The sequence below is a fragment of the Rathayibacter caricis DSM 15933 genome (genome assembly GCF_003044275.1).
GTDB lineage: Bacteria > Actinomycetota > Actinomycetes > Actinomycetales > Microbacteriaceae > Rathayibacter > Rathayibacter caricis.
Genome location: NZ_PZPL01000001.1, coordinates 1,002,795 through 1,024,195 on the forward strand (window position 1 = coordinate 1,002,795; position 21,401 = coordinate 1,024,195).

Sequence of the window (21,401 nt, forward strand, 5' to 3'; positions counted from 1 at the left end):
CGATGAACCGTGAACTCAAGCGCGTGAGCATCGTCGTCCTGACGATGTTCGTCGCCCTCTTCCTCTCCACCACCACGATCCAGGTGATCCAGGCGGATGCGCTGTCCGAGGACTCGCGCAACACCCGCACGCTCTACGAGAGCTTCTCGACCGAGCGCGGCGCGATCCTGGTCGGCGGCCAGCCGATCGCCTCCTCCGTGCCGAGCGACGACCTGTACAAGTTCCAGCGCCAGTACGCGAACGGGCCGCTCTACTCGGGCGTCACGGGCTACTTCACCCTGAACCAGGGCACCACCGGCATCGAGCGCTCGCTCAACGACTACCTCTCGGGCACCTCGAACTCGCAGTTCTTCGACGAGATCGACAACCTGGTCTCCGGTCAGGATCCCGAGGGCGCGTCGGTGGAGCTCTCGATCGACCCGGTCGCCCAGCAGGCGGCGTTCGACGCGCTGGGCGACTACACCGGAGCGGTCGTCGTGACGGAGCCGGCCACCGGCCGCATCCTCGCGATGGTCTCCAAGCCCACCTTCGACCCCACGGCGCTCACCTCGCACGACACGAACGAGGTGCTCGCGGCCTACCAGGCACTCAACGACGACCCGGAGAACCCGCTGATCAACCGCGCCATCGGCGGCTCGCTGAACCCGCCCGGCTCCGTCTTCAAGCTCGTGGTCGCCTCCGCGGCGATCGAGTCGGGCCGCTTCACGCCCGAGTCGAGCTTCCCGAACCAGCAGGCGTACACGCTGCCCGGCACCAGCACGCAGGTCACGAACTCCGGAGGCGGCCTCTGCGGCCCCGGCGACACCGTCACGCTCGCGACGGCCGTGAAGCTCTCGTGCAACGTGCCGATGGCCGAGATGGGCGTCGAGCTCGGAGCTGACGCGATCCGCGAGACCGCCGAGAAGTTCGGTTTCGACACCGAGCTCGAGATCCCGATGTCGGTCGAGGCGAGCACCTACCCCGAGACCGAGAACGACGCGCAGACCGCGCTGACCGCCTTCGGCCAGTACGAGGTGCGGGCCACTCCGCTGCAGATCGCGATGGTCTCGGCCGCGATCGCGAACGGCGGCGAGGTCATGCGCCCGAGCCTGGTCGACGTCATCCGCTCGCAGGACCTCAGCGTCCTCGAGCAGTTCCAGGAGGACCCGCTGGGCCGTGCCGTGAGCGAGGAGACGGCGGACGCCGTGAAGGCGATGATGGTCGCCAGCGTCGAGGACGGCGCGGCGACGAATGCAACAATAGGAGGCGTCACCGTGGCCGGTAAGACCGGCACCGCCGAGAACGGCAGGGACGACTCTTACACCCTCTGGTTCACCGGATTCGCTCCTGCGGACGATCCGCAGTACGCCATCACCGTCCTCGTCGAGGACGGCGGGGGACTCGGCCAGACCGGGTACGGCAACCTGATCGCCGCACCCATCGCACAACAGGTACTAGAGGCGGTGCTGAACAAATGAGACCCACATCAGGCCTCACCTTCGGGGGACGCTACGAGCTGCAGTCCAGGATCGCCATCGGCGGCATGGGCGAGGTGTGGCAGGCGACCGATCTGGTCATCGGACGGACCATCGCGATCAAGATCCTGAAGGACGAGTACCTCGGCGATCCCGGGTTCCTCGAGCGTTTCCGCGCCGAGGCCCGCCACGCCGCGCTCGTCAACCACGAGGGCATCGCGAACGTCTACGACTACGGCGAGGAGGACGGCTCCGCGTACCTCGTCATGGAGCTCGTCCCCGGCGAGGCGCTGTCGACCGTGCTCGAGCGCGAGCGCGTGCTCTCGACCGACAAGGTCCTCGACATCGTCGCGCAGACCGCCCTGGCGCTGCACGCGGCCCACGCGGCCGGCCTGGTGCACCGCGACGTGAAGCCGGGCAACCTGCTGATCACGCCCGACGGCCGCGTCAAGATCACCGACTTCGGCATCGCCCGCATCGCCGATCAGGTCCCGCTCACCGCGACCGGCCAGGTCATGGGCACGGTCCAGTACCTGTCCCCGGAGCAGGCCAGCGGCCAGCCCGCATCGCCCGCGACCGACATCTACTCGCTGGGCATCGTCGCGTACGAGTGCCTGGCCGGGCGCCGTCCGTTCACGGGCGAGTCGCAGGTCGCCATCGCGATGGCGCAGATCAACGACACTCCCCCGGAGCTGCCCGTCACGGTCGCCGAGCCCGTGCGCAACCTCGTCTACTCCTGCATCGCCAAGAAGCCCGCCGACCGTCCGGCCACCGCCGCGCACCTCGCCCGAGCGGCGCAGGCGCTGCGCATCGGCGACGTCCGCGGCGCCGCCCTCGCGGTCCCGGCGGTCGCCGGCGACCTCCCGACCACGCAGGCGACCACGGTCCTGCCGTCGGCGGCTGGAGCCACGCAGGCCACGACCGTCCTGCCCTCCAATACGACCACCGCCTTCGCCGCGGGCTCCCTCGTGGGCGCTCCGGACGAGCCGGACGAGATCCAGGAGCCGCGCAAGCGCAGCCCGTGGACCTGGCCGCTCCTCGCCCTCATCGTGATCCTCGCCGTCGTGATCGGCGGCACGATCTTCGCGCTGACCACCGGCGACGGGGGCGACCCGGAGCCGACCGCCGCTCCGACGCAGAGCCAGACCCCGTCGCAGACCCCCAGCACGACACCCACGCCGACTCCCACGCAGACCTCGAACCTCGTGCCCATCAACGAGGACGACTTCATCGACCGCCCCTTCGAGGACGTCGAGGCGGAGCTCGGTGCGCTCGGCATGGGCGTCGAGCGGGTCGACGGCCCGAACGCCGCGACGGCCGAGCAGGTCGGCACCGTGTCGGCGCTGACCCCCACGGCCAACGTCGCGCGGGGCACCACGATCCGCGTCTCGGTGTACCTCGACGTCGCGACCCCCGACGCCCCCACCGCGGTCCCCACCGTCACCCCCGCGGCCTCCAGCGTCGACGCCGGTGCGACCTTCAACGTGACCTGGACCAACTACAACCAGTGCCCGAGCGGCACCTCGGTCACCGGCTACCGGGTCACCGCGACCGGCGAGGGCGCGTCCGTCACGAGCACCAACCCGTCGAACTCCACCACCGCCACGATCCAGGCCGGCCCGGCGGAGGGCTCCCTCGACATCACCTACACGGTGATCTGCGGAGAGACGGAGTCGGCGGCCTCGCCGACCCTCACGGTCGCGGTCGACGCCCCCGCCCCGACTCCGACGCCGACGCCGACCGGTACCGGGACGTCGACGGGTACTCCGACCGGGGACCCCGAGGAGTAGCGCGCCGTCGCCACGACGGGCCCGGAGGAGCGATCCTCCGGGCCCGTCGTCGTCCGCACCGCCGCGCCCCGCGGGTTCGCTGCGGGGCCGCGGGTACACTTGCCGTGGCTCCTGCGGGGGCCGGTGCTGGACGGGATCAGGGCGGGAGCGTACGCGTGACGGAAGAGGGTCGCCTGATCGCGGGACGGTATCAGGTCGGGCCCCGGCTCGGTCGCGGCGGGATGTCCGAGGTCTACCTCGGCACCGACACCCGCCTCGGGCGCACGGTCGCGGTCAAGGAGCTCAAGCTCTCGCTGTCCTCCGACTCCGCCTTCCGCCTGCGGTTCCGCCAGGAGGCGCAGGCCGCGTCGCGCATGTCGCACCCCACCATCGTCCGCGTCTTCGACGCCGGCGAAGAGGTCACCGTCGACGAGCAGGGCACCGAGTCGCGGCGTCCGTTCATCATCATGGAGCACATCGAGGGTCGCCTGCTCAAGGACGTCATCGCCGAGGGCCCGGTCGACGTCGACGAGGCCGTGCGCATCACCGAGGGCATCCTCACCGCCCTCGAGTACTCGCACCGAGCGGGAGTGGTGCACCGCGACATCAAGCCCGGCAACATCATGCTGACCCCGTCGGGCCAGGTGAAGGTGATGGACTTCGGCATCGCCCGCGCCGTCTCCGACTCCGCGGCCACGGTCGCCCAGACCACCGCGATCCTCGGCACCGCGGCCTACTTCTCCCCGGAGCAGGCGAAGGGCGAGCAGGTCGACGCCCGCAGCGATCTCTACTCCGCCGGCATCGTGCTGTTCGAGCTCCTCACCGGTCGTGCGCCCTTCCGCGGCGACACCCCGGTCGCCGTCGCCTATCAGCACGTGAGCGAGACGCCTCCGGCGCCGAGCTCGATCAACCCCGCCGTCAGCCCGGCGCTCGACTCGATCGTCGCCCGGGCGCTCTCGAAGGACCGTTACGAGCGCTTCCAGGGCGCGGCCGAGTTCCGCGACGACCTGCGCGACGCCGCCTCCGGCCGGCTGGCCGATCACCGCCCGATCGACGAGCTGACCACCTCCCTCTTCGCCGCCCGCAGCCAGGGCGGCATGAACGACTCCGAGCTGGCCCTGCGCCAGCTCGCCGAGGACAACTCGATCGTCCGCACGCAGCGCCGACCGCCCGTGCTGTGGATCTGGTCGTCGATCGTCGTGCTCGCCGTGATCGTGGCCGCGCTCGTCATCTGGGTGCTGACCCTGCAGCCGTCCACGACCCTCCCGTCGCAGTCTCGGGAGGTCCCGACCCTCACGAGCACGAGCTACGACAGCGCCCAGTCGACGCTGACGGCCCTCGACCTCGTGCCGAGTCAGGTCACCGAGTTCAGCGACTCCGTCCCCGAGGGCGAGGTGATCCGCACGGATCCCGGCTCCGGCACGATCGTCGCCCCCGACACGGTGATCCGCGTCTACGTGTCGCAGGGCGCCGAACCGGTCGCGGTCCCGGCGACCGCGGGCAGCGCCCTCACGGACGCGATCGCCGCCCTCACCGCAGCGGGGTTCGAGGAGGGGTCGCAGACCCGGACGAACTCGCCCACCGTCCCGGCCGACATCGTGATCTCCAGCGCTCCGTCGGGAGGCGACCTGGCCGCACCGGGGACCCCGGTCGACGTCGTCGTCTCCTCCGGCACCGTCGTGCTGCCCGACCTCGTCGGCCTGTCGCTGAGCGCCGCTCTCGCAGCCCTCGAGGCCGAGGATCTGCAGCTCGTGGGCGAGGAGGCCCCCGACGAGACGTGCGAGTCGGTGCGCCGCACCAACCCGCCGGTCACCACCCAGTCGTCCGCTCCCGGCGAGGTCCCCCAGGGCTCCACCATCGAGCTCGGCTACTGCGCGGGCTGAGCCGCCCGCAGCACGGCGAGCACGCGTGCCCCCGAGGGTCTACGCCCGGCGCGCGTCCGCCAGCGGCTGCTCGAGTCGCACGACCCGGTCGGCCGACGACGGAAGGCCGCCCCGGATGTCGCTCGGAGTGAGCCCCTCCCGGCGCTTCAGCGCTCGACGGAGGTGGTCGGCGGACGAGAACCCGGACGCGGCGGCGATCGTCTCGAGCGGCACCTCGCGCGGTCGGCGGCGCAGCAGCTCGACGGCGCTGGCGACCCGGGCGAGCTCGATCTCGCTGGCGACGGTGGTGCCGGCGTCCTCGAAGAGCCGCTGCAGCGAGCGGGTCGACACGTTGACCGCGTCCGCCACGGCCTCCGGGGTGCAGCGTGGCGTCCGGTGGGTGCGGTCGATCACGGTCCTGGCGCGTCCCAGCGTCGCCGCACGGATGCTCGTGGCGCCGGCCTGAGCCCCCTGCGAGGCGAGGAACGCGCTGACGAGGAGCTGCTTGACGACGTGGACGAAGTTCGCGAGCTCGGCCTCCCCGGGGATCTCGGGACCCGATTCGGCCGCGAGGACGAACGCCGTGGTGAACGCGGAGGCGGCGCGCGTCGTCCGGGCGTCGGGATCGAGCGCGTAGACGCCCGCGTTCGTGTCGAAGCCATAGCGGCGCATCTCGTCGGCGCGGATCGAGACCTGCAGCATCGAGACCGGGGTCGTCGACTCCGTCGTGAACGTGGTCGTCCCCGGCTGGTACGAGATCGATCCGGGACGCAGGAGGGTCGTCCGCTCCGGTCCGACCATGCGGACGAAGCCCTCGAGCAGGAACGTGAAGGTGAGCACGGACGTGTCGTCGGCGCTCCAGGTCCCCCGGAGCACGCGCATCGGCGACGACGTGATCAGGACCACCTGCACGCCGTTCGCTGAGAAGCCCGAACCCGTCAGGCGCGGAACCGTCCCCGGCTTCACCACGACCCGAGGACCGAGCGTCTCGATCTCGCGTATCCCGGAGTACTCCCACGAGACCTGTTCCACCATCGTCGCCCCCGGATGATCCGTTCCAGCAGTCGATCCCCTTGCCGGATGTCCTCCGATTATGCCGGGAAGGGGTACTGCACCCTCCGCCGCACACCCGTCAAAACACGCCACCAGGGCGGGGTCCATAGCCGTGCGATCGGAGCTCCCGCTCCCGCCGTTCTGCGGATCGGGCAGCTCTAACCGACAGTCAAAGCGCATCAGCGGCGGCTCCCGCACGAGGAGTGGCGCGTCCTGATGGCCCCTGTCCGAGGGTCACTTCGACAGCGAGTCGCTCGATGCGCGGTCGCGAAGAGACGGAGCCGTGCCGACCTCGTCGAGCCAGTTCGCGAGCAGCACGCGCCCGGACGGCGTGAGGATCGACTCCGGATGGAACTGCACGCCGACGATCGGGGCCGAGACGTGCCGCAGCGCCATGACGACGCCCTCCGCGGTGGTCGCCGTCACCGCGAGGTCGGGCGGCAGCGAGCCGAGCTCGACCGCGAGCGAGTGGTACCGCATGGCCTCGAACCCCGAGGGGATCCCCGCGAACAGCCCGTCGCCGTCGTGCTCGACGATCGAGGTGCGGCCGTGCAGGAGCTCCGGCGCCTCGCTCACGCGGGCACCGAGGGCGTGCGCTATCACCTGGTGCCCGAGGCAGACGCCGAGCAGCGGATGCGCGCTCGCCACGGCGTGCCGCACCAGCTCCGTCGACGTGGGGACGTCCTCGGGTCGGCCCGGGCCCGGCGACACGAGGACACCGTCGGCCGCCTCGGCGCGGAGCACCGCCTCGGCCGGCGACAGCTCAGCGCCCTCGACGACCTCGACGTCCGCTCCGAGCTCGCGGAGGTAGGCGACCAGGGTGAAGACGAAGCTGTCGTAGTTGTCGACGACGAGGATCCTCGTCGACCGGCGCCCGCTCACTCCTCGACGGTGACGTTCTGATCGAGCACGATCGACTGCACCCACGGGAACACCCACTCGGCGAGAGCGGCCAGCACGGCCGCCACGAGGACGAGGACGAGGAGGAGCCGGACCCACCAGGGTCCGGGCAGGACCCGCCACAGCGCTGCGTACATCTCAGCCCTCCTGATCGAGCATCGCGGCGAGCTCGGCCGGGGCACCCGCGGAGCGCGGCTGCCAGGACTCGAGGACGCCGTAGGCGATGATCCGCTCGGCGGTCGAGTACAGCGGGTTGCAGCTCGTCAGGGTGATGAGCCGGTCGGTCGGCGCCACGTCGGTCGACCACGGCACCGGATCGATGACCTGCACGTCCGACGGCTGCACGTACTCGAGATTGCGGTAGCGGTAGGTGTACCAGCCGTCCGCCGTCTCGATGTAGATGGCGTCGCCGAGCTGGAGCTGGTCGATGAGGTGCATGCCGCCGCCGTACGCGCTGCGGTGCGCCGCCAGGGCGAAGTTGCCGACCTCTCCGGGCATCTGGGTGCCCGGGTAGTGCCCGATGCTGCCCTCGTCGAGGACGTTCGCCGCGTCGACCCCCTCGGCGATCGTGCGCACCCAGCCCTCGCCGTAGCGGGGGATGTAGAGGTTGCCGAAGGACGTGTCGATCGCTGCGACCGTCGACACGACGGGAGCCCCGAAGTCGGCCGGGGCGAGGGACTCGGCCTGCGTCGGAGCGGGCGCGGGCACCGGATCCCCCCAGCTCTCCCGCAGCTCCGCCGCCTCGCTCGTCTGCTGACCGGCGATCACCGCGTCGTTCCACCACAGCTGCCAGCCGAGGAAGAGGAGGACGAGGACGCCCGCGGTCATCAGCAGCTCGCCGAGCACCCCGAAGACGGACAGTCGGCGGCGCGGGCGCGGAGCACGGCGCCGGGTTCGCGGCCGCAGGGGTGCTTCGGCGGGCTGCTCGGCTGACATGCGACGAGTCTAATCGGCGGCCTCCCGCGGATCCTCGGCTCTCTGCGCCCCTGGGGAGAGCTCTGCGCAGCCTGTGGAGAACGCCGGAAAGCCGTCTCGACCGGAGTCGGCGGGCGGCCTGCTCCCGGTCGGAGTGCTCCGCCCGGTACAGTGGTCGGCATGGCACGAGCGACGAAGAGCCCGAAGCCGGAGCGCGACGAGGCCCGGACCGGAGAGAACTCCCCCAACCCGGTCTGGTTCAAGCCGGTGATGTTCGGCTTCATGCTGATCGGACTCGCCTGGATCATCGTCTTCTACGTGAGCCAGGGCGTGCTGCCGATCCCCGATCTGGGCAACCTCAACATCCTCATCGGCTTCGGGATCGCCTTCATCGGCTTCCTGATGACCACCCGCTGGCGCTGACCGCGTCCCCGGCATGACCGACGCCCCGTCCGATCCCCGGACGGGGCGTTCGTCGTCCGTGGCCCGACTCCGAGCGGCCGGCTGTGTGTTCGCGGAGGACGAGGCTCGCCTGATCGAAGAGGAGGCGTCGTCGGAGGCGCAGCTCGACGCGCTGCTGCGGCGCCGCGAGGCGGGCGAGCCGCTCGAGCAGATCCTCGGCTGGGTCGACTTCCGCGGATTGCGCGTCCGCGTGGCTCCCGGAGTCTTCGTGCCGCGTGTGCGGACCGGCTTCGTGGTCGACGCGGCCCTGTCCCTGCTCGAGGGGTGCGCCCCGGGCACCACGGTGCTCGACCTGTGCTGCGGCTCCGGAGTGATCGCGCGCGCGCTGGCGGGCGAGCGCAGCGATCTGCGGCTGCTCGCCGCCGACGTCTCCTCCGCTGCGGTCGCCTGCGCGCGGACCAACCTCGACGGGTTCGGCGAGGTGTTCGAGGGCGACCTCTTCTCCGCGCTGCCCACCGGGGAGCGCGGGCGCATCGACGTCGCCGTCGTGAACGCCCCCTACGTGCCGACGGAGGCGATCGCCCTGATGCCGCCGGAGGCGCGGCTGCACGAACCCGCCGCCTCGCTCGACGGGGGGAGCGACGGTCTCGAACTGCATCGCCGCATCGCCCGGGAGTCCCTCGACTGGCTGTCGGCGGGCGGTGCGGTCGTCATCGAATCGGGTCGCGAGCAGGCCCCGGTGAGTGCGGCCGCGTTCGCCGCGTCGGGCTTCTCGACGCGGATCCTCGAGGACGACGACCGGGACGCCACCGTCGTCGTCGCGCGTCTTCCTCGAACTACACGCCTGTAATTATCCCCAGCTGTGCAAACTCCTGTGGAGAGAGCGCAGCGCCCTCCGGATCCGCGGGATCCCGGGGCCGCTCACCCCGATCCGCGGTCTGACGCGGCAGGATCGAGGACCGTCCCGTCCCTCGGCAGCACCCCGCGGAATGACATCCGCGTAGTTCTCCCCATTGTTAACAACCCTGTGGATAACTTTCTCCCCACCTGTGCACAGCACCTGTGGACGAACCCTTCGAGCCGGTTACACCCCCGCGCGCGGGATCGGGCGGATCTCGATACGGCCGCTTCGCGACCTACTCGATCAGCATGAATGCCCGCCGCTCGCGCAGCCCCCCTCCGAGCGAGTGCCGCTCACCTCCGCTGGTCGAGCAGCCGCGAAGCGGCGTATCGAGACTCGAGCGCGGATCATCGCCTCTGCCCCGCTTGCTGGTCGAGTAGCCGCGAAGCGGCGTATCGAGACCCACGTCCTCCCACACCCCTAGCATGAGGACGCGCCCTCCGGTAACCCCCTCAGCCGGTCACCCTCGACTCACGCCAGGACGTACGCCCCCGCCGTGATCGCGACCAGGCCCACGCCGATAAGACCGACGAGCAGGTTCTGCGTCCGCCGCTGCGACCGCTGCCGCGTCCGGGTGAAGACGAGCCCGATCAGCGCACCCGCCACGAGGCCGCCGACGTGCGCCTGCCAGGCCACGTTCATCCCGGGCAGGAAGCCGATGACGAGGTTGAGACCCACGAGCACCAGCAGCTGCGACGCCTGGCCGCCCAGGTGCCGCAGGATCACCAGGTAGGCGCCCATCAGTCCGAAGATCGCTCCGGAGGCGCCGATCACCGTCGTCAGCGGACCCGCCAGCAGCAGGACTCCGACCGAGCCGGCGAAGCCGCTCAACAGGAAGAGCGCGAGGTACCGCCCGCGCCCGAGCATCCGCTCCAGCGCCATGCCGAAGATCCACAGCGTGTACATGTTCAACGCGAGGTGGAAGGGGATGACGAAGAAGACCGACGTGCTGTGCAGGAAGACCGAGGTGAGCATCCGCCACGGCTCGAACCCGGCGCCGAAGCCGGGGAGCGTGTAGGCGGGGACGTAGGCGAGCCCGCCGATGACGAGATTGCCCACGACGGGGAGGACCTCGAGGATCCAGAGGAACACGCAGAGGGCGATGATCGCGTAGGTGACGGTCGGCTGATCGGCGCGGGTCATGGCGCGGACCCTCGAGACCAGAGGGCTGCGCGTGCGCGGGGCCTCCGCGCGCTGCTGCGCCATGTCGTCCGGGCAGATCACTCCGACCGGGGCGGGCGTCTGGCACTCGCCGCAGATCGTGCGACCGCACCGCTGGCAGCGCACGAAGCTCTGCCGGTCGGGGTGGCGGTAGCACGCGTACGCGCTGGTCGGCGGGACCTGGGTCACGGATTCGCCTCCGGGGAGAACGAGGGCCGGATCCAGACGGATCCGGCCCTCGGGGAGAAGGGGGAAGAGGGGATCAGACCTCGGTGATCTCGACGCTCTCGATGACGACGTCCTCGAGGGGCTTGTCGCGGCCGTCGGTGGCGACGGTGGAGAGCGACTGGACCAGCTGCTTCGAGGCGTCGTCGGCGACGGCACCGAAGATCGTGTGCTTGCCCTGGAGCCAGGTGGTCGGCGCCACGGTGATGAAGAACTGCGAGCCGTTGGTGCCGCGGCCCGCCTGCTTGCCGGCGTTCGCCATCGCGAGGATGTAGGGCTGGGTGAAGTCGAGCTCGGGGTTGATCTCGTCGTCGAACTGGAAGCCGGGGCCGCCGATGCCCTGGCCGAGCGGGTCGCCGCCCTGGAGCATGAAGTCCGGGATGACGCGGTGGAAGACGGTGCCGTTGTAGAGCGGCTCCTTCGTCTTCGCACCGGTGGCCGGGTGGGTCCACTCGATGTCGCCGGTCGCGAGACCGACGAAGTTGCGGACCGTCTTGGGAGCGTGATTCCCGTAGAGGTTGACGACGATGTCGCCCTTGTTGGTGTGGAACGTCGCGACTGCGGTGTGCAAAGGCATGGGTGGATTCTCGCACAGCGCGTATGTAGGGGTCCCCTGCGCCCGGTGTCAATGCGCTGGGTGCGCGATGCGGAGCCCGATCGATGAGTGGCAGTATTGAGGAGTTCGCTGCTCGTAGCCGATGGAGGACCACATGGGTCTGTCACGTAAGCACAAGAAGGATCTCAAGCGCCTCCGCAAGAACGCCGAGGCGGTCTGGAGTGAGCAGCAGGAGGTGCTGGCGCACGCCGCCTCCGTTCTCGAGAAGAGCCGCGCTCACGCCGCCAAGTACGCGAAGAAGGAGCTCGTCCCCTTCGCGAAGGACACGTACCAGTCGCGGGTGAAGCCCGTCTACGACAACGGCGTCCACGCCGTCGAGGGCACGTACTCCTCCGCGCGCGACACCGTGCTGCACAAGGTCGTCCCGACCTTCGCCGCGGTCGGAGGCACTGCCGCCGCCGCGTTCGAGGCCGCGAAGGACTCGAAGAACCGCGCGAAGCTCGCCGAGATCTCGAAGGCGCGCTGGGAGGAGCTCACCACTCCGCCCAAGAAGAAGTCGAACGTCGGCACGGTCTTCGCCATCGGGGCCGCGCTCGTCGCGGTCGGCGGCATCGGCTACGCCGTCTGGCAGACGTTCCGCGCCGACGACGAGCTGTGGGTCGCCGAGGACGAGCCGGCCAGCGCCGCTCAGTCCGCGGCCTCGACCGCGTCCTGATCCTCACCGTCCGGCCCGGATCCCGCCTCGCGGGGTCCGGGCCTGTCGCATGTCCGGAATCGTCCGGAGATAGGCTGCTGCAGTGGACATCCGGGTCGCCGCGTACGGCGTGATCATCGACGGCGACCGCATGCTCCTCGCGCACTGGAGTCAGGGCCCGTGGCAGGCGTGGACCCTGCCGGGCGGCGGCATCGACGAGGGCGAGTCCCCGGCCGACGCCGCGGTCCGCGAGATCTTCGAGGAGACCGGCTACCACGCCGAGCTCGAGGCCCTGATCGGCGTCGACTCGCACGTGATCCCGGCCCACCGACGGAGCGACCCCGCCGCCGGCCCGTTGCACGCGATCCGCGTCGTCTACCGCGCGCGCATCACGGGCGGTGAGCTGACGCACGAGGTCGACGGATCGACGGACGCCGCGTCCTGGTTCCCCCTCGGCGACGTCGAGTCGCTCGAGCGGGTCGAGCTCGTCGACGTCGCGCTCGGCATGAACGAGGCCTGGCTCGTCCGCTGAGCGGTCGGGGAATCCGCGGGTCCCGCGACGCGTTGTCCCGAGTGTGATCGTCGAGCTGTACACCTCCGCCTTCTGCGGCGCCTGCCACGCGGCGCGCGCCGTACTGGAGCGAGCGGTCGAGCTGGTGCCCGCCGCCGAGCTGCGGGAGTACGACGTCGCGTTCCGGCCCGACGAGGCGGAGGCGGAGCACATCCGCTCGACCCCGACCGTCGTCGTGCGCGCCGCCGACGGGCGAGCGGTGTTCCGCGCGGAGGGAGCCCCGTCGCTCCCCCAGGCACTGTCCGCCCTCGCCCGTGCCGTCCCGGAGCCCTCCGCCGCATCGTAGGGTGGCGGCAGGAGGTCCTGTGCGTCGTCGTCCCGTGTTCGTGAGCTCCTCCGTCGTGCTCGGCGCTGCTGCCGCGCTGGCCCTGGCGGGCTGCTCGAGTGCTCAGGAGTCGAGCGCCACCGTGGGCCTGGGCCGCGGCGGGCAGCGCGGCGAGGTGATCGGGATAGTCGTCGTCTGCTCCGGAGTCGTGGACGGCCTGGATCTCGCGGTCGACGACTCCGCGCCACTGCTGGTCGGCGACGGTCTGCGTCGCCTCACCCGCTGGGCCTCCCCGGACACGGTGGTCGACCTCGGCGCGACGGACCTCGTCGGGCGGACGGTCTGGCCGGCGGACACGGTGATCGAGCGCTTCGCCCCCGGTATCGACTACACGCTGGGCGCGTACGCCGAGGGCAGGTCGATGTCGGCTCGCCCGGTCGTGTTCCACGCCGAGCAGTTCGACACCCTGTCGGTCGGCGAGGTCATCGTCGGCGATGTGCGCGACGAGACGGGAGAGGTCCTCTCGGTCGAGAACTTCCTCGGCCTGGCCTGCGAGAGCCCGTGACATCCTGCTCGACGCGGCGGGCGGAGAAGGACGGCGGGGAAATGTGGAGCCTAGGAGATTCGAACTCCTGACATCCTGCTTGCAAAGCAGGCGCTCTACCAACTGAGCTAAGGCCCCGGGCCGGAGACGGGGCGATCCGTCTCCGAGAGCCGAACGGCCCGCCACCGTGAGGTGACGGGCCGAGCGGCACGGGTGGGGGTACCAGGACTTGAACCTGGGACCTCTTCATTATCAGTGAAGCGCTCTAACCGCCTGAGCTATACCCCCGAAATGGCCAGATGAGACTCTACCCGACGCGGCGTCAGAATCCCAATCGGGCCGCGGGCCCCGCGCGCGGCGGGACCCGAGCGGCTCACTGGTTGGTGAAGCCGACGAGCAGGCCGCCCGTGATCTTGACGCTGAGGTTGTACAGCAGCGCCACGATCGCGCCGAGCGCGGTGGTGACGATGGTGTTCAGCACGGCCACCACGACCGCGAAGCCCATGATCTGCGGCAGCGAGATGATGGCGTTGAGGTCGAACGCGTCGGCGCCGGCGATCTCCTGCACGAGGCCGTTGATCTGGTCGAACACACCGGTCTGCGCGAGCACGGTGTAGACGAGGTAGACGACGACGATCGTGATGATCGCGAGCGTGAGCCCGAGCAGGAACGAGAGCTTCACGGCCGACCAGAAATCGACGTAGACGAGCTTCAGGCGGACCTGCTTCGCCGCCGGGCTCTTCGCTGACTTCTTGGCGAGCTTCTCGGCGACGGTGCTACTCATCTACGGACCCATCCTCCTCCGACACCGGTTCGGAGTCGGAGGACGCCGCTGCGGCGTCGGGATCCTCGTCCGGGGCGTCGAGATTGCGTTCGGTGTTCTTGGCGAGTGCGATGATGCGGTCGTCCTCTGCGAATCGTGCGAAGACGACTCCCATGGTGTCGCGACCCTTGGCCGGTACCTCGGCCACGGCAGAGCGTACCACCTTGCCTCCGGCGAGCACGACGAGCACCTCGTCGTCCTCTCCCGTGATGATCGCGCCGACGAGATCGCCGCGCTTCTCCTCGAGCTTCGCCACCTTGATGCCCAGTCCGCCGCGGTTCTGCAGGCGGTACTGGTCCACCGCGGTGCGCTTCGCGTAGCCGCCCTCGGTGACGATGAACACGAAGCCCTCGTCGCTGACGACATTGGCGTCGAGCAGGCGGTCCTCGCCGCGGAACGACATGCCCCGCACGCCGGAGGTCGATCGGCCCATCGGACGCAGCGCCTCGTCGGACGCGGTGAAGCGGATCGACATGCCCTTGCGGGAGACCAGCAGCACGTCGCTGTCCTCGTCGACCAGCAGCGCCGAGACGAGCTCGTCGCCCTCGCGCAGCTTGATCGCGATGATGCCGCCGGAGCGGTTGGTGTCGTACTCGGACAGCGCGGTCTTCTTCACCAGTCCGTCGCGCGTCGCGAGCACGAGGTAGCGGGCCGCCTCGTAGTCGCGGATGTCGAGGATCTGCGCGATCTGCTCGCCCGGCTCCAGCGCGAGGAGGTTCGCGATGTGCTGGCCCTTCGCGTCGCGGCTCGCCTCCTGCAGCTCGTACGTCTTGGCGCGGTACACGCGTCCGGTATTCGTGAAGAAGAGGAGCCAGTGGTGCGTAGTGGTCACGAAGAAGTGCTCGACGATGTCGTCGGCCTTCAGCTGAGCGCCGCGCACTCCGCGTCCGCCGCGGTGCTGGGCACGATAGGAGTCGCTGCGGGTGCGCTTGAGGTACCCGCCGCGGGTGACGGTGACGACCATCTCCTCCTCGGGGATCAGGTCCTCGACGCTCATGTCGCCGTCGAAGCCGAAGAGGATCTCGGTGCGGCGGTCGTCGCCGAAGCGGTCGACGATCTCGTCGAGCTCGTCCGAGATGATGCTGCGCTGGCGCTCCGGACTCGCGAGGATCGACTTGTAGTCCTCGATCTCGGCCTGGATGCGGTCGTGCTCGTCGATGATCTTCTGGCGCTCGAGCGCGGCGAGCCGGCGCAGCTGCATGTCGAGGATCGCCCGCGACTGCACCTCGTCGATGTCGAGCAGCTCCATCAGGCCGTCGCGCGCCTCCTCGACGGTGGGGGAGCGGCGGATGAGGGCGATGACCTCATCGAGAGCGTCGAGCGCCTTGAGGTAGCCGCGCAGGATGTGGATGCGCGCCTCGGCCTCGTCGAGGAGGTACTGGGTGCGGCGGACGATGACCTCGACCTGGTGGTCGACCCACGCGCGGATGAAGCCGTCGAGCGAGAGCGTGCGCGGGATGCCGTCGACGATCGCGAGCATGTTCGCGCCGAAGTTCTCCTGCAGCGGGGTGTGCTTGTAGAGGTTGTTCAGCACGACCTTCGCCACGGCGTCCCGCTTGAGCACGACGACGAGGCGCTGACCGGTGCGGCCCGAGGTCTCGTCGCGGATGTCGGCGATGCCGGAGACGCGGCCGTCCTTGACGAGCTCGGCGATCTTGATCGCGAGGTTGTCGGGGTTCACCTGGTACGGCAGCTCGGTGACGACGAGGCAGGTGCGGCCCTGGATCTCCTCGATGGAGACGACCGCGCGCATCGTGATGGAGCCGCGACCGGTGCGGTACGCGTCCTGGATGCCGCGGACACCGAGGATCTGCGCGCCGGTGGGGAAGTCGGGACCCTTGATGCGCTGCAGGAGCGCCTCGAGCAGCTCCTCGCGCGACGCCTCCGGGTGCTCGAGCGCCCACTTGGCGCCGGCCGCGACCTCGCGGAGGTTGTGCGGCGGGATGTTCGTGGCCATGCCGACCGCGATGCCGACCGAGCCGTTGACGAGCAGGTTCGGGAAGCGCGCGGGGAGGATCGCGGGCTCGCGCGTGCGGCCGTCGTAGTTGTCCTGGAAGTCGACGGTGTTCTTGTCGATGTCGCGGACCATCTCGAGGGCCAGCGGGGCCATCTTGGTCTCGGTGTACCGCGGCGCCGCCGCGCCGTCGTTGCCGGGGGAGCCGAAGTTGCCCTGGCCGAGGGCGAGCGGGTAGCGGAGGCTCCACGGCTGCACGAGGCGCACGAGAGCGTCGTAGATGGCGGAGTCGCCGTGCGGGTGGAACTGCCCCATCACGTCGCCGACGACGCGCGAGCACTTCGAGAACGCCTTGTCCGGGCGGTAGCCACCGTCGTACATGGCGTAGATGACGCGGCGGTGCACGGGCTTCAGGCCGTCACGGACCTCGGGGAGCGCACGGCCCACGATGACGCTCATCGCGTAGTCGAGGTACGAGCGCTGCATCTCGAGCTGCAGGTCGACGGGCTCGATCTTGTCGTGCCCGTGGATCACCACACCGGTCTCGGTGACGATGTCCTCGCTGTCGTCCGGACCGGTGGGGGTGGTGGGTTCGTCTGCCATGTGTCTTTTCTCTTACTTCCGGGATGCTCGAGGCGGTGAGGCCGAAGTCGAGGACGGGGAGTGCCGGGCGGGCGGCGATCTCAGGACGGTGACGTCGGAGGGCCGGCGCCTCGGTGGACGGTCAGGTCTCGATACGGCCGCGGGCGGCCTGCTCGACCTCGACATCTGTCGGTCATCGCACGCGATGACCGATCAGATGTCGAGGAAGCGCACGTCCTTCGCATTCTTCTGGATGAACGAGCGACGCGACTCCACGTCCTCGCCCATCAGGGTCGAGAAGATCTCGTCGGCGGCGGCCGCGTCGTCGAGCGTGACCTGGAGGAGCGTCCGGGTGGCCGGATCCATCGTGGTCTCCCACAGCTCCTTGTAGTCCATCTCGCCGAGACCCTTGTAGCGCTGGATGCCGTTCTCCTTCGGCATGCGCTTGTTCGACGCGGCGCCGTGCGCGATCAGCGCGTCGCGCTCGCGGTCGCTGTAGACGTACTCGTGGGGCGAGTTCGACCACTTCAGCCGGTACAGCGGCGGCTGCGCGAGGTAGACGTAGCCCAGGTCGATCAGCGGGCGCATGTAGCGGAACAGGAGCGTCAGCAGCAGCGTCGTGATGTGCTGGCCGTCGACGTCGGCATCGGCCATCAGGATGATCTTGTGGTACCGCGCCTTGTCGGGGTTGAAGTCCTCCCCGATGCCGGCGCCGAACGCCGTGATCATCGCCTGGACCTCGTTGTTGCCGAGTGCCCGGTCGAGGCGCGCCTTCTCGACGTTGAGGATCTTGCCGCGGAGGGGGAGGATCGCCTGCGTCTCGGGATTGCGTCCCTGCACCGCGGATCCGCCGGCCGAGTCGCCCTCGACGATGAAGATCTCGGAGAGCGACGGGTCCTTCGACTGGCAGTCCTTGAGCTTGCCGGGCATGCCGCCACCTTCGAGCAGGCCCTTGCGGCGGGCGGTCTCGCGCGCCTTGCGGGCCGCCATCCGGGCCGACGCGGCCTGGATCGACTTGCTGATGATGTCCCTGGCCTGGGTGGGGTTGCGGTCGAACCAGTCGGCGAGCTGCTCGCCCGTCACGCGCTGCACGAACGCCTTGGCCTCGGTGTTGCCGAGCTTGGTCTTGGTCTGGCCCTCGAACTGCGGCTCGCCGAGCTTGATCGAGACGACCGCGGTGAGGCCCTCGCGGATGTCCTCGCCCGAGAGGTTGTCGTCCTTGTCCTTCAGGAGGTTCTTGGCCCGGGCGTACTTGTTCACGAGGGTGGTGAGCGCCGCGCGGAAGCCCTCCTCGTGGGTGCCGCCCTCGTGGGTGTTGATGGTGTTCGCGTAGGTGTGGACGCTCTCGGTGTACGCCGTCGTCCACTGCATCGCGACCTCGAGCGAGATGCGGCGCTCCTTGTCCTCGCTCTCGAAATCGATGATCTCGGAGTGCACGAGATCGGACTTCTTGAGCGAGTTGATGTACTCGACGTAGTCGACGAGGCCCTTCTCGTAGTGGAAGACGTCGCCGCGGACGCCGACGGTCTCGTCCTCGCCCTCTCCGTCGAACTCGACCTCGTTCTGGTCGGTCAGCGCGATCCGGAGGCCCTTGTTGAGGAAGGCCATCTGCTGGAAGCGCGCGCGGAGGGTCTCGTAGTCGAACTCGGTCGTCTCGAAGATCTCGCCGTTGGGCCAGAAGGTGATCGTGGTGCCGGTCTCATCGCTCGCCTCGCCCTTCTCGAGCGGGGCCACGGGCACGCCGTCGGCGAAGGACATCCGGTAGACCGAGCCCTGGCGCTTCACCTCGACCTCGAGCTTCGTCGAGAGGGCGTTGACGACGGAGGAGCCGACGCCGTGGAGTCCGCCGGAGACCGCGTAGCCGCCGCCGCCGAACTTGCCGCCCGCGTGCAGCACGGTCAGCACGAGCTCGACGGTCGAGATGCCCTCGGTCGGGTGCATGTCGACGGGGATGCCGCGGCCGTTGTCGGCAACGGTCACGCCTCCGTCGGCGCGCATGACGACCTCGATGTTGTCGCAGTAGCCGGCCAGCGCCTCGTCGACGGCGTTGTCGACGATCTCGTAGACCAGGTGGTGCAGACCGCGCGGCCCCGTGGATCCGATGTACATGCCGGGGCGCTTGCGCACGGCCTCGAGGCCCTCGAGGACCTGGATCTGACTGGCGCCGTAGTCGCCGGAGGACTTGGTGGACATCCCCGAGGACGGGGCGTCGGTGGAGCCGTTCGCGTCCAGGTCGTTCGCTGCGGGTGACGTGGAGTCGTTCGGCTCGGGTGTCATAGCTGTGGAGTTCTCCTCTGACGGTCCGACGCGACGCGGGGGAGGATCTGGAGATCACTCCGCTCGCGATGCCACGAGAGGTGGATCGCGCTGCTCCCGAACGGACTCGGGGGCGGCGTCGCTGCGGTTCGGCGGCCCTCCATTCTATCGCGCGGGAGGGCGATCCGCGGCTCTCTGCGGCGATCTGAGGGCCTGGATCGACAGGGTCGACCGAAAATGCGTCCTCAGCCGTAGGTGTCGCGCGGACCACGCCCTGGAATCGACCTGGGGCCCCTTTTCCAGTTCGGTACGTCGGGGCCCTGGAAACGGATCGAGACGATGCCCGCGTCGGGGTGGTTCACCGCGATGTGGTTCATGATCTCGATCCGCATGAGGCGCAGCTGCGTCGCCCAGGCCGTCGACTCGCACGCGACGGTCAGCACTCCGTCGACGACGCCGAGCGGAGTGGAGTGCTTCGAGGTCTCCTCGCCCGCGATCGCGGTCCAGGAGGAGATGAGGTCGCCCTGCGCCAGCGGAGCGGTCCAGTCGAGCTTGCGGGTGAGCGCGTCGAGCACGTCGCCGAGGTCGTGCGGGTCGCGCCCCTTGCCGAACGGGATCGCGTCGCCCTTGGGCTCCGCGCGCTCGACGGTCTTGCGGATGCGGCGCGGACCGTCGCCGCCGAACACCTCTTTGAGGTGCTTGTAGACGCGGGCCGCCTCGGAGTCGGGGGCGGGGGCGGGCCGTCGGGGGGCGTCAGCCATCGGTCCGGTCCTCTGCGACGTCGTCCCGAGCGGCGGTCGGCGGCACGGCACTCTCGACCGGCTCGACGATGCTGCCCGCGTCGATCCGCACCGTGTGCGCGGCCAGCGCCTCGGGGACGTCGTCGAAGACCGCGGCGGTGATGAGCACCTGCTCGTAGTCGGCCACGACGGAGGCGAGGCGCTCGCGCCGTCGCGAGTCCAGCTCGGCGAAGACGTCGTCGAGCATGAGTACGGGATCGCCCATGGGGGAGTCACGGCGCAGCAGCTCCGCCGCGCCGAGCTTGAGCGCCAGGGCGAACGACCAGCTCTCCCCGTGGCTGGCGTAGCCCTTGGCGGGGAGGTCGTTGAGCTCGAACTGCACGTCGTCCCGGTGCGGGCCGACGAGCGAGATCCCGCGGTCGAGCTCCTTGCGGCGGACCGATACGAGAGCGGAGGCGAAGGCCTCGCTCAGGCCGGCCCGCTCGACGGGGGAGCCCGGCTCGGACGTCTCGAGCGGCTCCCCGTCGTCGTCGACGGCACCCTCGATGCTCAGGCGCGAGCGCAGGACCGGGCGCTGGTCCGCGCCGGCGACCGCCTCGTAGGCGCTGCGCACCGGACCGCTGAGCTCGTCGACCAGTGCGAGCCGCGACTGCATGATCTCGGAGCCGAGCGCGATCAGCCGCTCGTCCCAGATGTCGAGGGTGCCGAGCTTCGAGACGTCGCGGATGCCGCTCGCCCTCGCCGATTTCAGCAGCGAGTTGCGCTGGCGCAGCACGCGCTCGTAGTCGGACTGCACCGCGCTCATGCGGGGGGAGAGGAGCACCACGAGCTGGTCGAGGAAGCGGCGGCGGGCCGACGGGTCGCCCCGGATGAGGAGGAGATCCTCCGGCGCGAAGAGGACGCTCGAGAAGAACCGCGGCAGCTCGCGCGGCTTGATGCCGCCGCGGTTGATCTGCGCGCGGTTGGGGGAGGAGCGGTTGATCTGCACCTCGGCCAGCAGCTCGCGGTCGCCGTTGCGCAGGCGCGCGCGCACCACAGCGCTGTCACGGCCGGCCCGGATGAGCGCCTGATCGCTCGAGACGCGGTGCGACCCCAGGGTGGAGAGGTACCCGAGCGATTCGACGAGGTTCGTCTTGCCCTGCCCGTTCCGCCCCACGAAGAGATTCGGCCCCGGCACGAGCGCGACGTCGACAGAGGCGTAGTTCCGGAAGTCGCTCAACGCGAGCTGCGTCACATGCACGCCACCACCTCCTCCTCCACTCTGCCCGACGCCGCTGCGGGCCGCCCCTGCTCCGGTTCCGCGCGGAACCCGCCTCACGCCTCCGATCGGCCCGACCTCCGGCGCATGCGGGTCTCGATACGCCCCTGCGGGGCTACTCGACCAGCAGGTCGGGGGGGGGCGACGTCTCCGCGACCCCCGCCTCCGGACTCGCCCGACTCCTGGATCAGGTGGGTCTCGATACGCCCCTGCGGGGCTACTCGACCAGCAGAGACGGGGATGTGCAGGCCGGACAGGAGCGGATGTTCCCTCGCCGTCCGAAGGACGCGGCCTTCCCGCAGTCCTTCAAGCGTTCGACCCCCAAGACCGCCGTCCGAAGGACGCGGCCCCCCGCGGAAGCAGGGAAGGAGGCGGCCGGAGGCCCGCCGGTACCGTGAGAGCATCCTCTGCCTCACGGTGGCGGCGGGCCGAAGGCCGTCGGACGCGGCCGGCTCTGCGAGACGTGACCGCCTCAGGAAGCCGACCGCCGCGAGGACTGCCGAAGGCAGTCCGAGC

At 70.0% G+C, this 21,401-nt stretch carries 20 protein-coding genes and 2 tRNA genes; 9 read left to right on the forward strand and 13 right to left on the reverse strand.

Annotated features, from left to right (window positions below; translation table 11 throughout):
- The first annotated feature begins 2 nt into the window (after positions 1 to 2).
- The 3 genes from C1I63_RS04645 (at position 3) to pknB (ending at position 5,106) form a co-directional block, all read left to right on the forward strand.
- A complete protein-coding gene (locus C1I63_RS04645; protein ID WP_107573949.1) occupies positions 3 to 1,457 on the forward strand; it encodes a peptidoglycan D,D-transpeptidase FtsI family protein in 1,455 nt (484 codons plus the stop codon).
- Positions 1,454 to 3,244 carry a protein kinase domain-containing protein gene (locus C1I63_RS04650; RefSeq protein WP_107573950.1) on the forward strand — a complete coding sequence of 597 codons (1,791 nt, stop codon included), beginning with the start codon at positions 1,454 to 1,456 and terminating at the stop codon, positions 3,242 to 3,244. The genes C1I63_RS04645 and C1I63_RS04650 overlap by 4 nt, the downstream gene beginning before the upstream one ends.
- A gap of 155 nt (positions 3,245 to 3,399) precedes the next feature.
- Positions 3,400 to 5,106: a Stk1 family PASTA domain-containing Ser/Thr kinase gene (gene pknB, locus C1I63_RS04655; RefSeq protein WP_107573951.1), complete on the forward strand. Its 1,707-nt coding sequence runs from the start codon at positions 3,400 to 3,402 to the stop codon at positions 5,104 to 5,106.
- A gap of 39 nt (positions 5,107 to 5,145) precedes the next feature.
- Here pknB and C1I63_RS04660 read toward each other — a convergent pair whose 3' ends face one another.
- The 4 genes from C1I63_RS04660 to C1I63_RS04670 form a co-directional block, all read right to left on the reverse strand.
- Positions 5,146 to 6,120, reverse strand: coding sequence for a helix-turn-helix domain-containing protein (locus C1I63_RS04660; RefSeq protein ID WP_170116313.1), 975 nt, complete (start codon positions 6,118 to 6,120; stop codon positions 5,146 to 5,148).
- A gap of 252 nt (positions 6,121 to 6,372) precedes the next feature.
- Positions 6,373 to 7,020, reverse strand: a complete 648-nt coding sequence (locus tag C1I63_RS04665; protein WP_107573953.1) for an anthranilate synthase component II — start codon at positions 7,018 to 7,020, stop codon at positions 6,373 to 6,375.
- Positions 7,017 to 7,175: a hypothetical protein gene (locus C1I63_RS19665; protein ID WP_170116314.1), complete on the reverse strand. Its 159-nt coding sequence runs from the start codon at positions 7,173 to 7,175 to the stop codon at positions 7,017 to 7,019. Before C1I63_RS19665 ends, C1I63_RS04665 begins: the two co-directional genes overlap by 4 nt.
- A gap of 1 nt (position 7,176) precedes the next feature.
- On the reverse strand, positions 7,177 to 7,974 hold the full coding sequence (locus tag C1I63_RS04670; protein WP_107573954.1) for a class E sortase: 798 nt from the start codon (positions 7,972 to 7,974) through the stop codon (positions 7,177 to 7,179).
- A 159-nt stretch (positions 7,975 to 8,133) separates the two neighbouring features.
- Here C1I63_RS04670 and C1I63_RS04675 point away from each other — a divergent pair, with 159 nt between their 5' ends.
- Positions 8,134 to 8,376 (forward strand): cell division protein CrgA, encoded by a 243-nt coding sequence (locus C1I63_RS04675; protein ID WP_055794313.1) that lies wholly within the window; start codon positions 8,134 to 8,136, stop codon positions 8,374 to 8,376.
- 13 nt (positions 8,377 to 8,389) lie between these two features.
- Positions 8,390 to 9,205 (forward strand): putative protein N(5)-glutamine methyltransferase, encoded by an 816-nt coding sequence (locus C1I63_RS04680; RefSeq protein WP_107573955.1) that lies wholly within the window; start codon positions 8,390 to 8,392, stop codon positions 9,203 to 9,205.
- A 522-nt stretch (positions 9,206 to 9,727) separates the two neighbouring features.
- Here C1I63_RS04680 and C1I63_RS04685 read toward each other — a convergent pair.
- Both C1I63_RS04685 and C1I63_RS04690 read right to left on the reverse strand, forming a co-directional pair.
- Complete coding sequence (locus C1I63_RS04685) at positions 9,728 to 10,606, reverse strand: rhomboid family intramembrane serine protease (protein ID WP_056868834.1); 879 nt, start codon at positions 10,604 to 10,606, stop codon at positions 9,728 to 9,730.
- A gap of 73 nt (positions 10,607 to 10,679) precedes the next feature.
- A complete protein-coding gene (locus C1I63_RS04690) occupies positions 10,680 to 11,219 on the reverse strand; it encodes a peptidylprolyl isomerase (protein ID WP_056868835.1) in 540 nt (179 codons plus the stop codon).
- 133 nt (positions 11,220 to 11,352) lie between these two features.
- On the opposite strand from C1I63_RS04690, the gene C1I63_RS04695 reads away from it, so the two are divergent.
- The 4 genes from C1I63_RS04695 to C1I63_RS04710 all read left to right on the forward strand — a co-directional run bounded on the left by C1I63_RS04695 (position 11,353) and on the right by C1I63_RS04710 (position 13,293).
- On the forward strand, positions 11,353 to 11,913 hold the full coding sequence (locus tag C1I63_RS04695) for a hypothetical protein (RefSeq protein WP_107573956.1): 561 nt from the start codon (positions 11,353 to 11,355) through the stop codon (positions 11,911 to 11,913).
- 82 nt (positions 11,914 to 11,995) lie between these two features.
- Positions 11,996 to 12,424 (forward strand): NUDIX hydrolase, encoded by a 429-nt coding sequence (locus C1I63_RS04700; RefSeq protein ID WP_055784482.1) that lies wholly within the window; start codon positions 11,996 to 11,998, stop codon positions 12,422 to 12,424.
- A gap of 43 nt (positions 12,425 to 12,467) precedes the next feature.
- Entirely contained in the window at positions 12,468 to 12,749 is a 282-nt protein-coding gene (locus tag C1I63_RS04705) for a glutaredoxin family protein (protein WP_055784485.1), read from the forward strand.
- Positions 12,750 to 12,768: 19 nt separating this feature from the next.
- Positions 12,769 to 13,293, forward strand: coding sequence for a hypothetical protein (locus C1I63_RS04710; protein WP_157602746.1), 525 nt, complete (start codon positions 12,769 to 12,771; stop codon positions 13,291 to 13,293).
- A 44-nt stretch (positions 13,294 to 13,337) separates the two neighbouring features.
- Here C1I63_RS04710 and C1I63_RS04715 read toward each other — a convergent pair.
- The 7 genes from C1I63_RS04715 to recF all read right to left on the reverse strand — a co-directional run bounded on the left by C1I63_RS04715 (position 13,338) and on the right by recF (position 20,867).
- Positions 13,338 to 13,410 (reverse strand) — tRNA-Ala (locus tag C1I63_RS04715).
- 76 nt (positions 13,411 to 13,486) lie between these two features.
- Positions 13,487 to 13,560, reverse strand: a tRNA-Ile gene (locus tag C1I63_RS04720).
- 85 nt (positions 13,561 to 13,645) lie between these two features.
- The gene (locus C1I63_RS04725) at positions 13,646 to 14,056 is read right to left on the reverse strand and encodes a DUF3566 domain-containing protein (protein WP_055784492.1); all 411 of its coding nucleotides are present in this window, start codon (positions 14,054 to 14,056) and stop codon (positions 13,646 to 13,648) included.
- Complete coding sequence (gene gyrA, locus C1I63_RS04730) at positions 14,049 to 16,652, reverse strand: DNA gyrase subunit A (protein WP_107573957.1); 2,604 nt, start codon at positions 16,650 to 16,652, stop codon at positions 14,049 to 14,051. Before gyrA ends, C1I63_RS04725 begins: the two co-directional genes overlap by 8 nt.
- Positions 16,653 to 16,844: 192 nt before the next feature.
- The gene (gyrB, locus tag C1I63_RS04735) at positions 16,845 to 18,824 is read right to left on the reverse strand and encodes a DNA topoisomerase (ATP-hydrolyzing) subunit B (RefSeq protein ID WP_055788603.1); all 1,980 of its coding nucleotides are present in this window, start codon (positions 18,822 to 18,824) and stop codon (positions 16,845 to 16,847) included.
- A gap of 308 nt (positions 18,825 to 19,132) precedes the next feature.
- On the reverse strand, positions 19,133 to 19,648 hold the full coding sequence (locus C1I63_RS04740) for a DciA family protein (protein WP_107573958.1): 516 nt from the start codon (positions 19,646 to 19,648) through the stop codon (positions 19,133 to 19,135).
- On the reverse strand, positions 19,641 to 20,867 hold the full coding sequence (gene recF / locus C1I63_RS04745; protein WP_107573959.1) for a DNA replication/repair protein RecF: 1,227 nt from the start codon (positions 20,865 to 20,867) through the stop codon (positions 19,641 to 19,643). The genes C1I63_RS04740 and recF overlap by 8 nt, the downstream gene beginning before the upstream one ends.
- Between the last annotated feature and the right edge of the window lie 534 nt (positions 20,868 to 21,401).

What these genes read in the sequence shown, in the direction of transcription:
- C1I63_RS04680 (WP_107573955.1), top strand. Translation starts at nt 8,390, where the DNA reads ATGACCGACGCCCCGTCCGATCCCCGGACGGGGCGTTCGTCGTCCGTG.
- C1I63_RS04675 (WP_055794313.1), top strand. Translation starts at nt 8,134, where the DNA reads ATGGCACGAGCGACGAAGAGCCCGAAGCCGGAGCGCGACGAGGCCCGG.
- C1I63_RS04650 (WP_107573950.1), top strand. Translation starts at nt 1,454, where the DNA reads ATGAGACCCACATCAGGCCTCACCTTCGGGGGACGCTACGAGCTGCAG.
- gyrB (WP_055788603.1), bottom strand. Translation starts at nt 18,824, where the DNA reads ATGTCCACCAAGTCCTCCGGCGACTACGGCGCCAGTCAGATCCAGGTC.
- C1I63_RS04645 (WP_107573949.1), top strand. Translation starts at nt 3, where the DNA reads ATGAACCGTGAACTCAAGCGCGTGAGCATCGTCGTCCTGACGATGTTC.
- C1I63_RS04695 (WP_107573956.1), top strand. Translation starts at nt 11,353, where the DNA reads ATGGGTCTGTCACGTAAGCACAAGAAGGATCTCAAGCGCCTCCGCAAG.
- C1I63_RS04740 (WP_107573958.1), bottom strand. Translation starts at nt 19,648, where the DNA reads ATGGCTGACGCCCCCCGACGGCCCGCCCCCGCCCCCGACTCCGAGGCG.
- C1I63_RS19665 (WP_170116314.1), bottom strand. Translation starts at nt 7,175, where the DNA reads ATGTACGCAGCGCTGTGGCGGGTCCTGCCCGGACCCTGGTGGGTCCGG.
- C1I63_RS04690 (WP_056868835.1), bottom strand. Translation starts at nt 11,219, where the DNA reads ATGCCTTTGCACACCGCAGTCGCGACGTTCCACACCAACAAGGGCGAC.
- C1I63_RS04725 (WP_055784492.1), bottom strand. Translation starts at nt 14,056, where the DNA reads ATGAGTAGCACCGTCGCCGAGAAGCTCGCCAAGAAGTCAGCGAAGAGC.
- C1I63_RS04670 (WP_107573954.1), bottom strand. Translation starts at nt 7,974, where the DNA reads ATGTCAGCCGAGCAGCCCGCCGAAGCACCCCTGCGGCCGCGAACCCGG.
- gyrA (WP_107573957.1), bottom strand. Translation starts at nt 16,652, where the DNA reads ATGGCAGACGAACCCACCACCCCCACCGGTCCGGACGACAGCGAGGAC.
- C1I63_RS04660 (WP_170116313.1), bottom strand. Translation starts at nt 6,120, where the DNA reads ATGGTGGAACAGGTCTCGTGGGAGTACTCCGGGATACGCGAGATCGAG.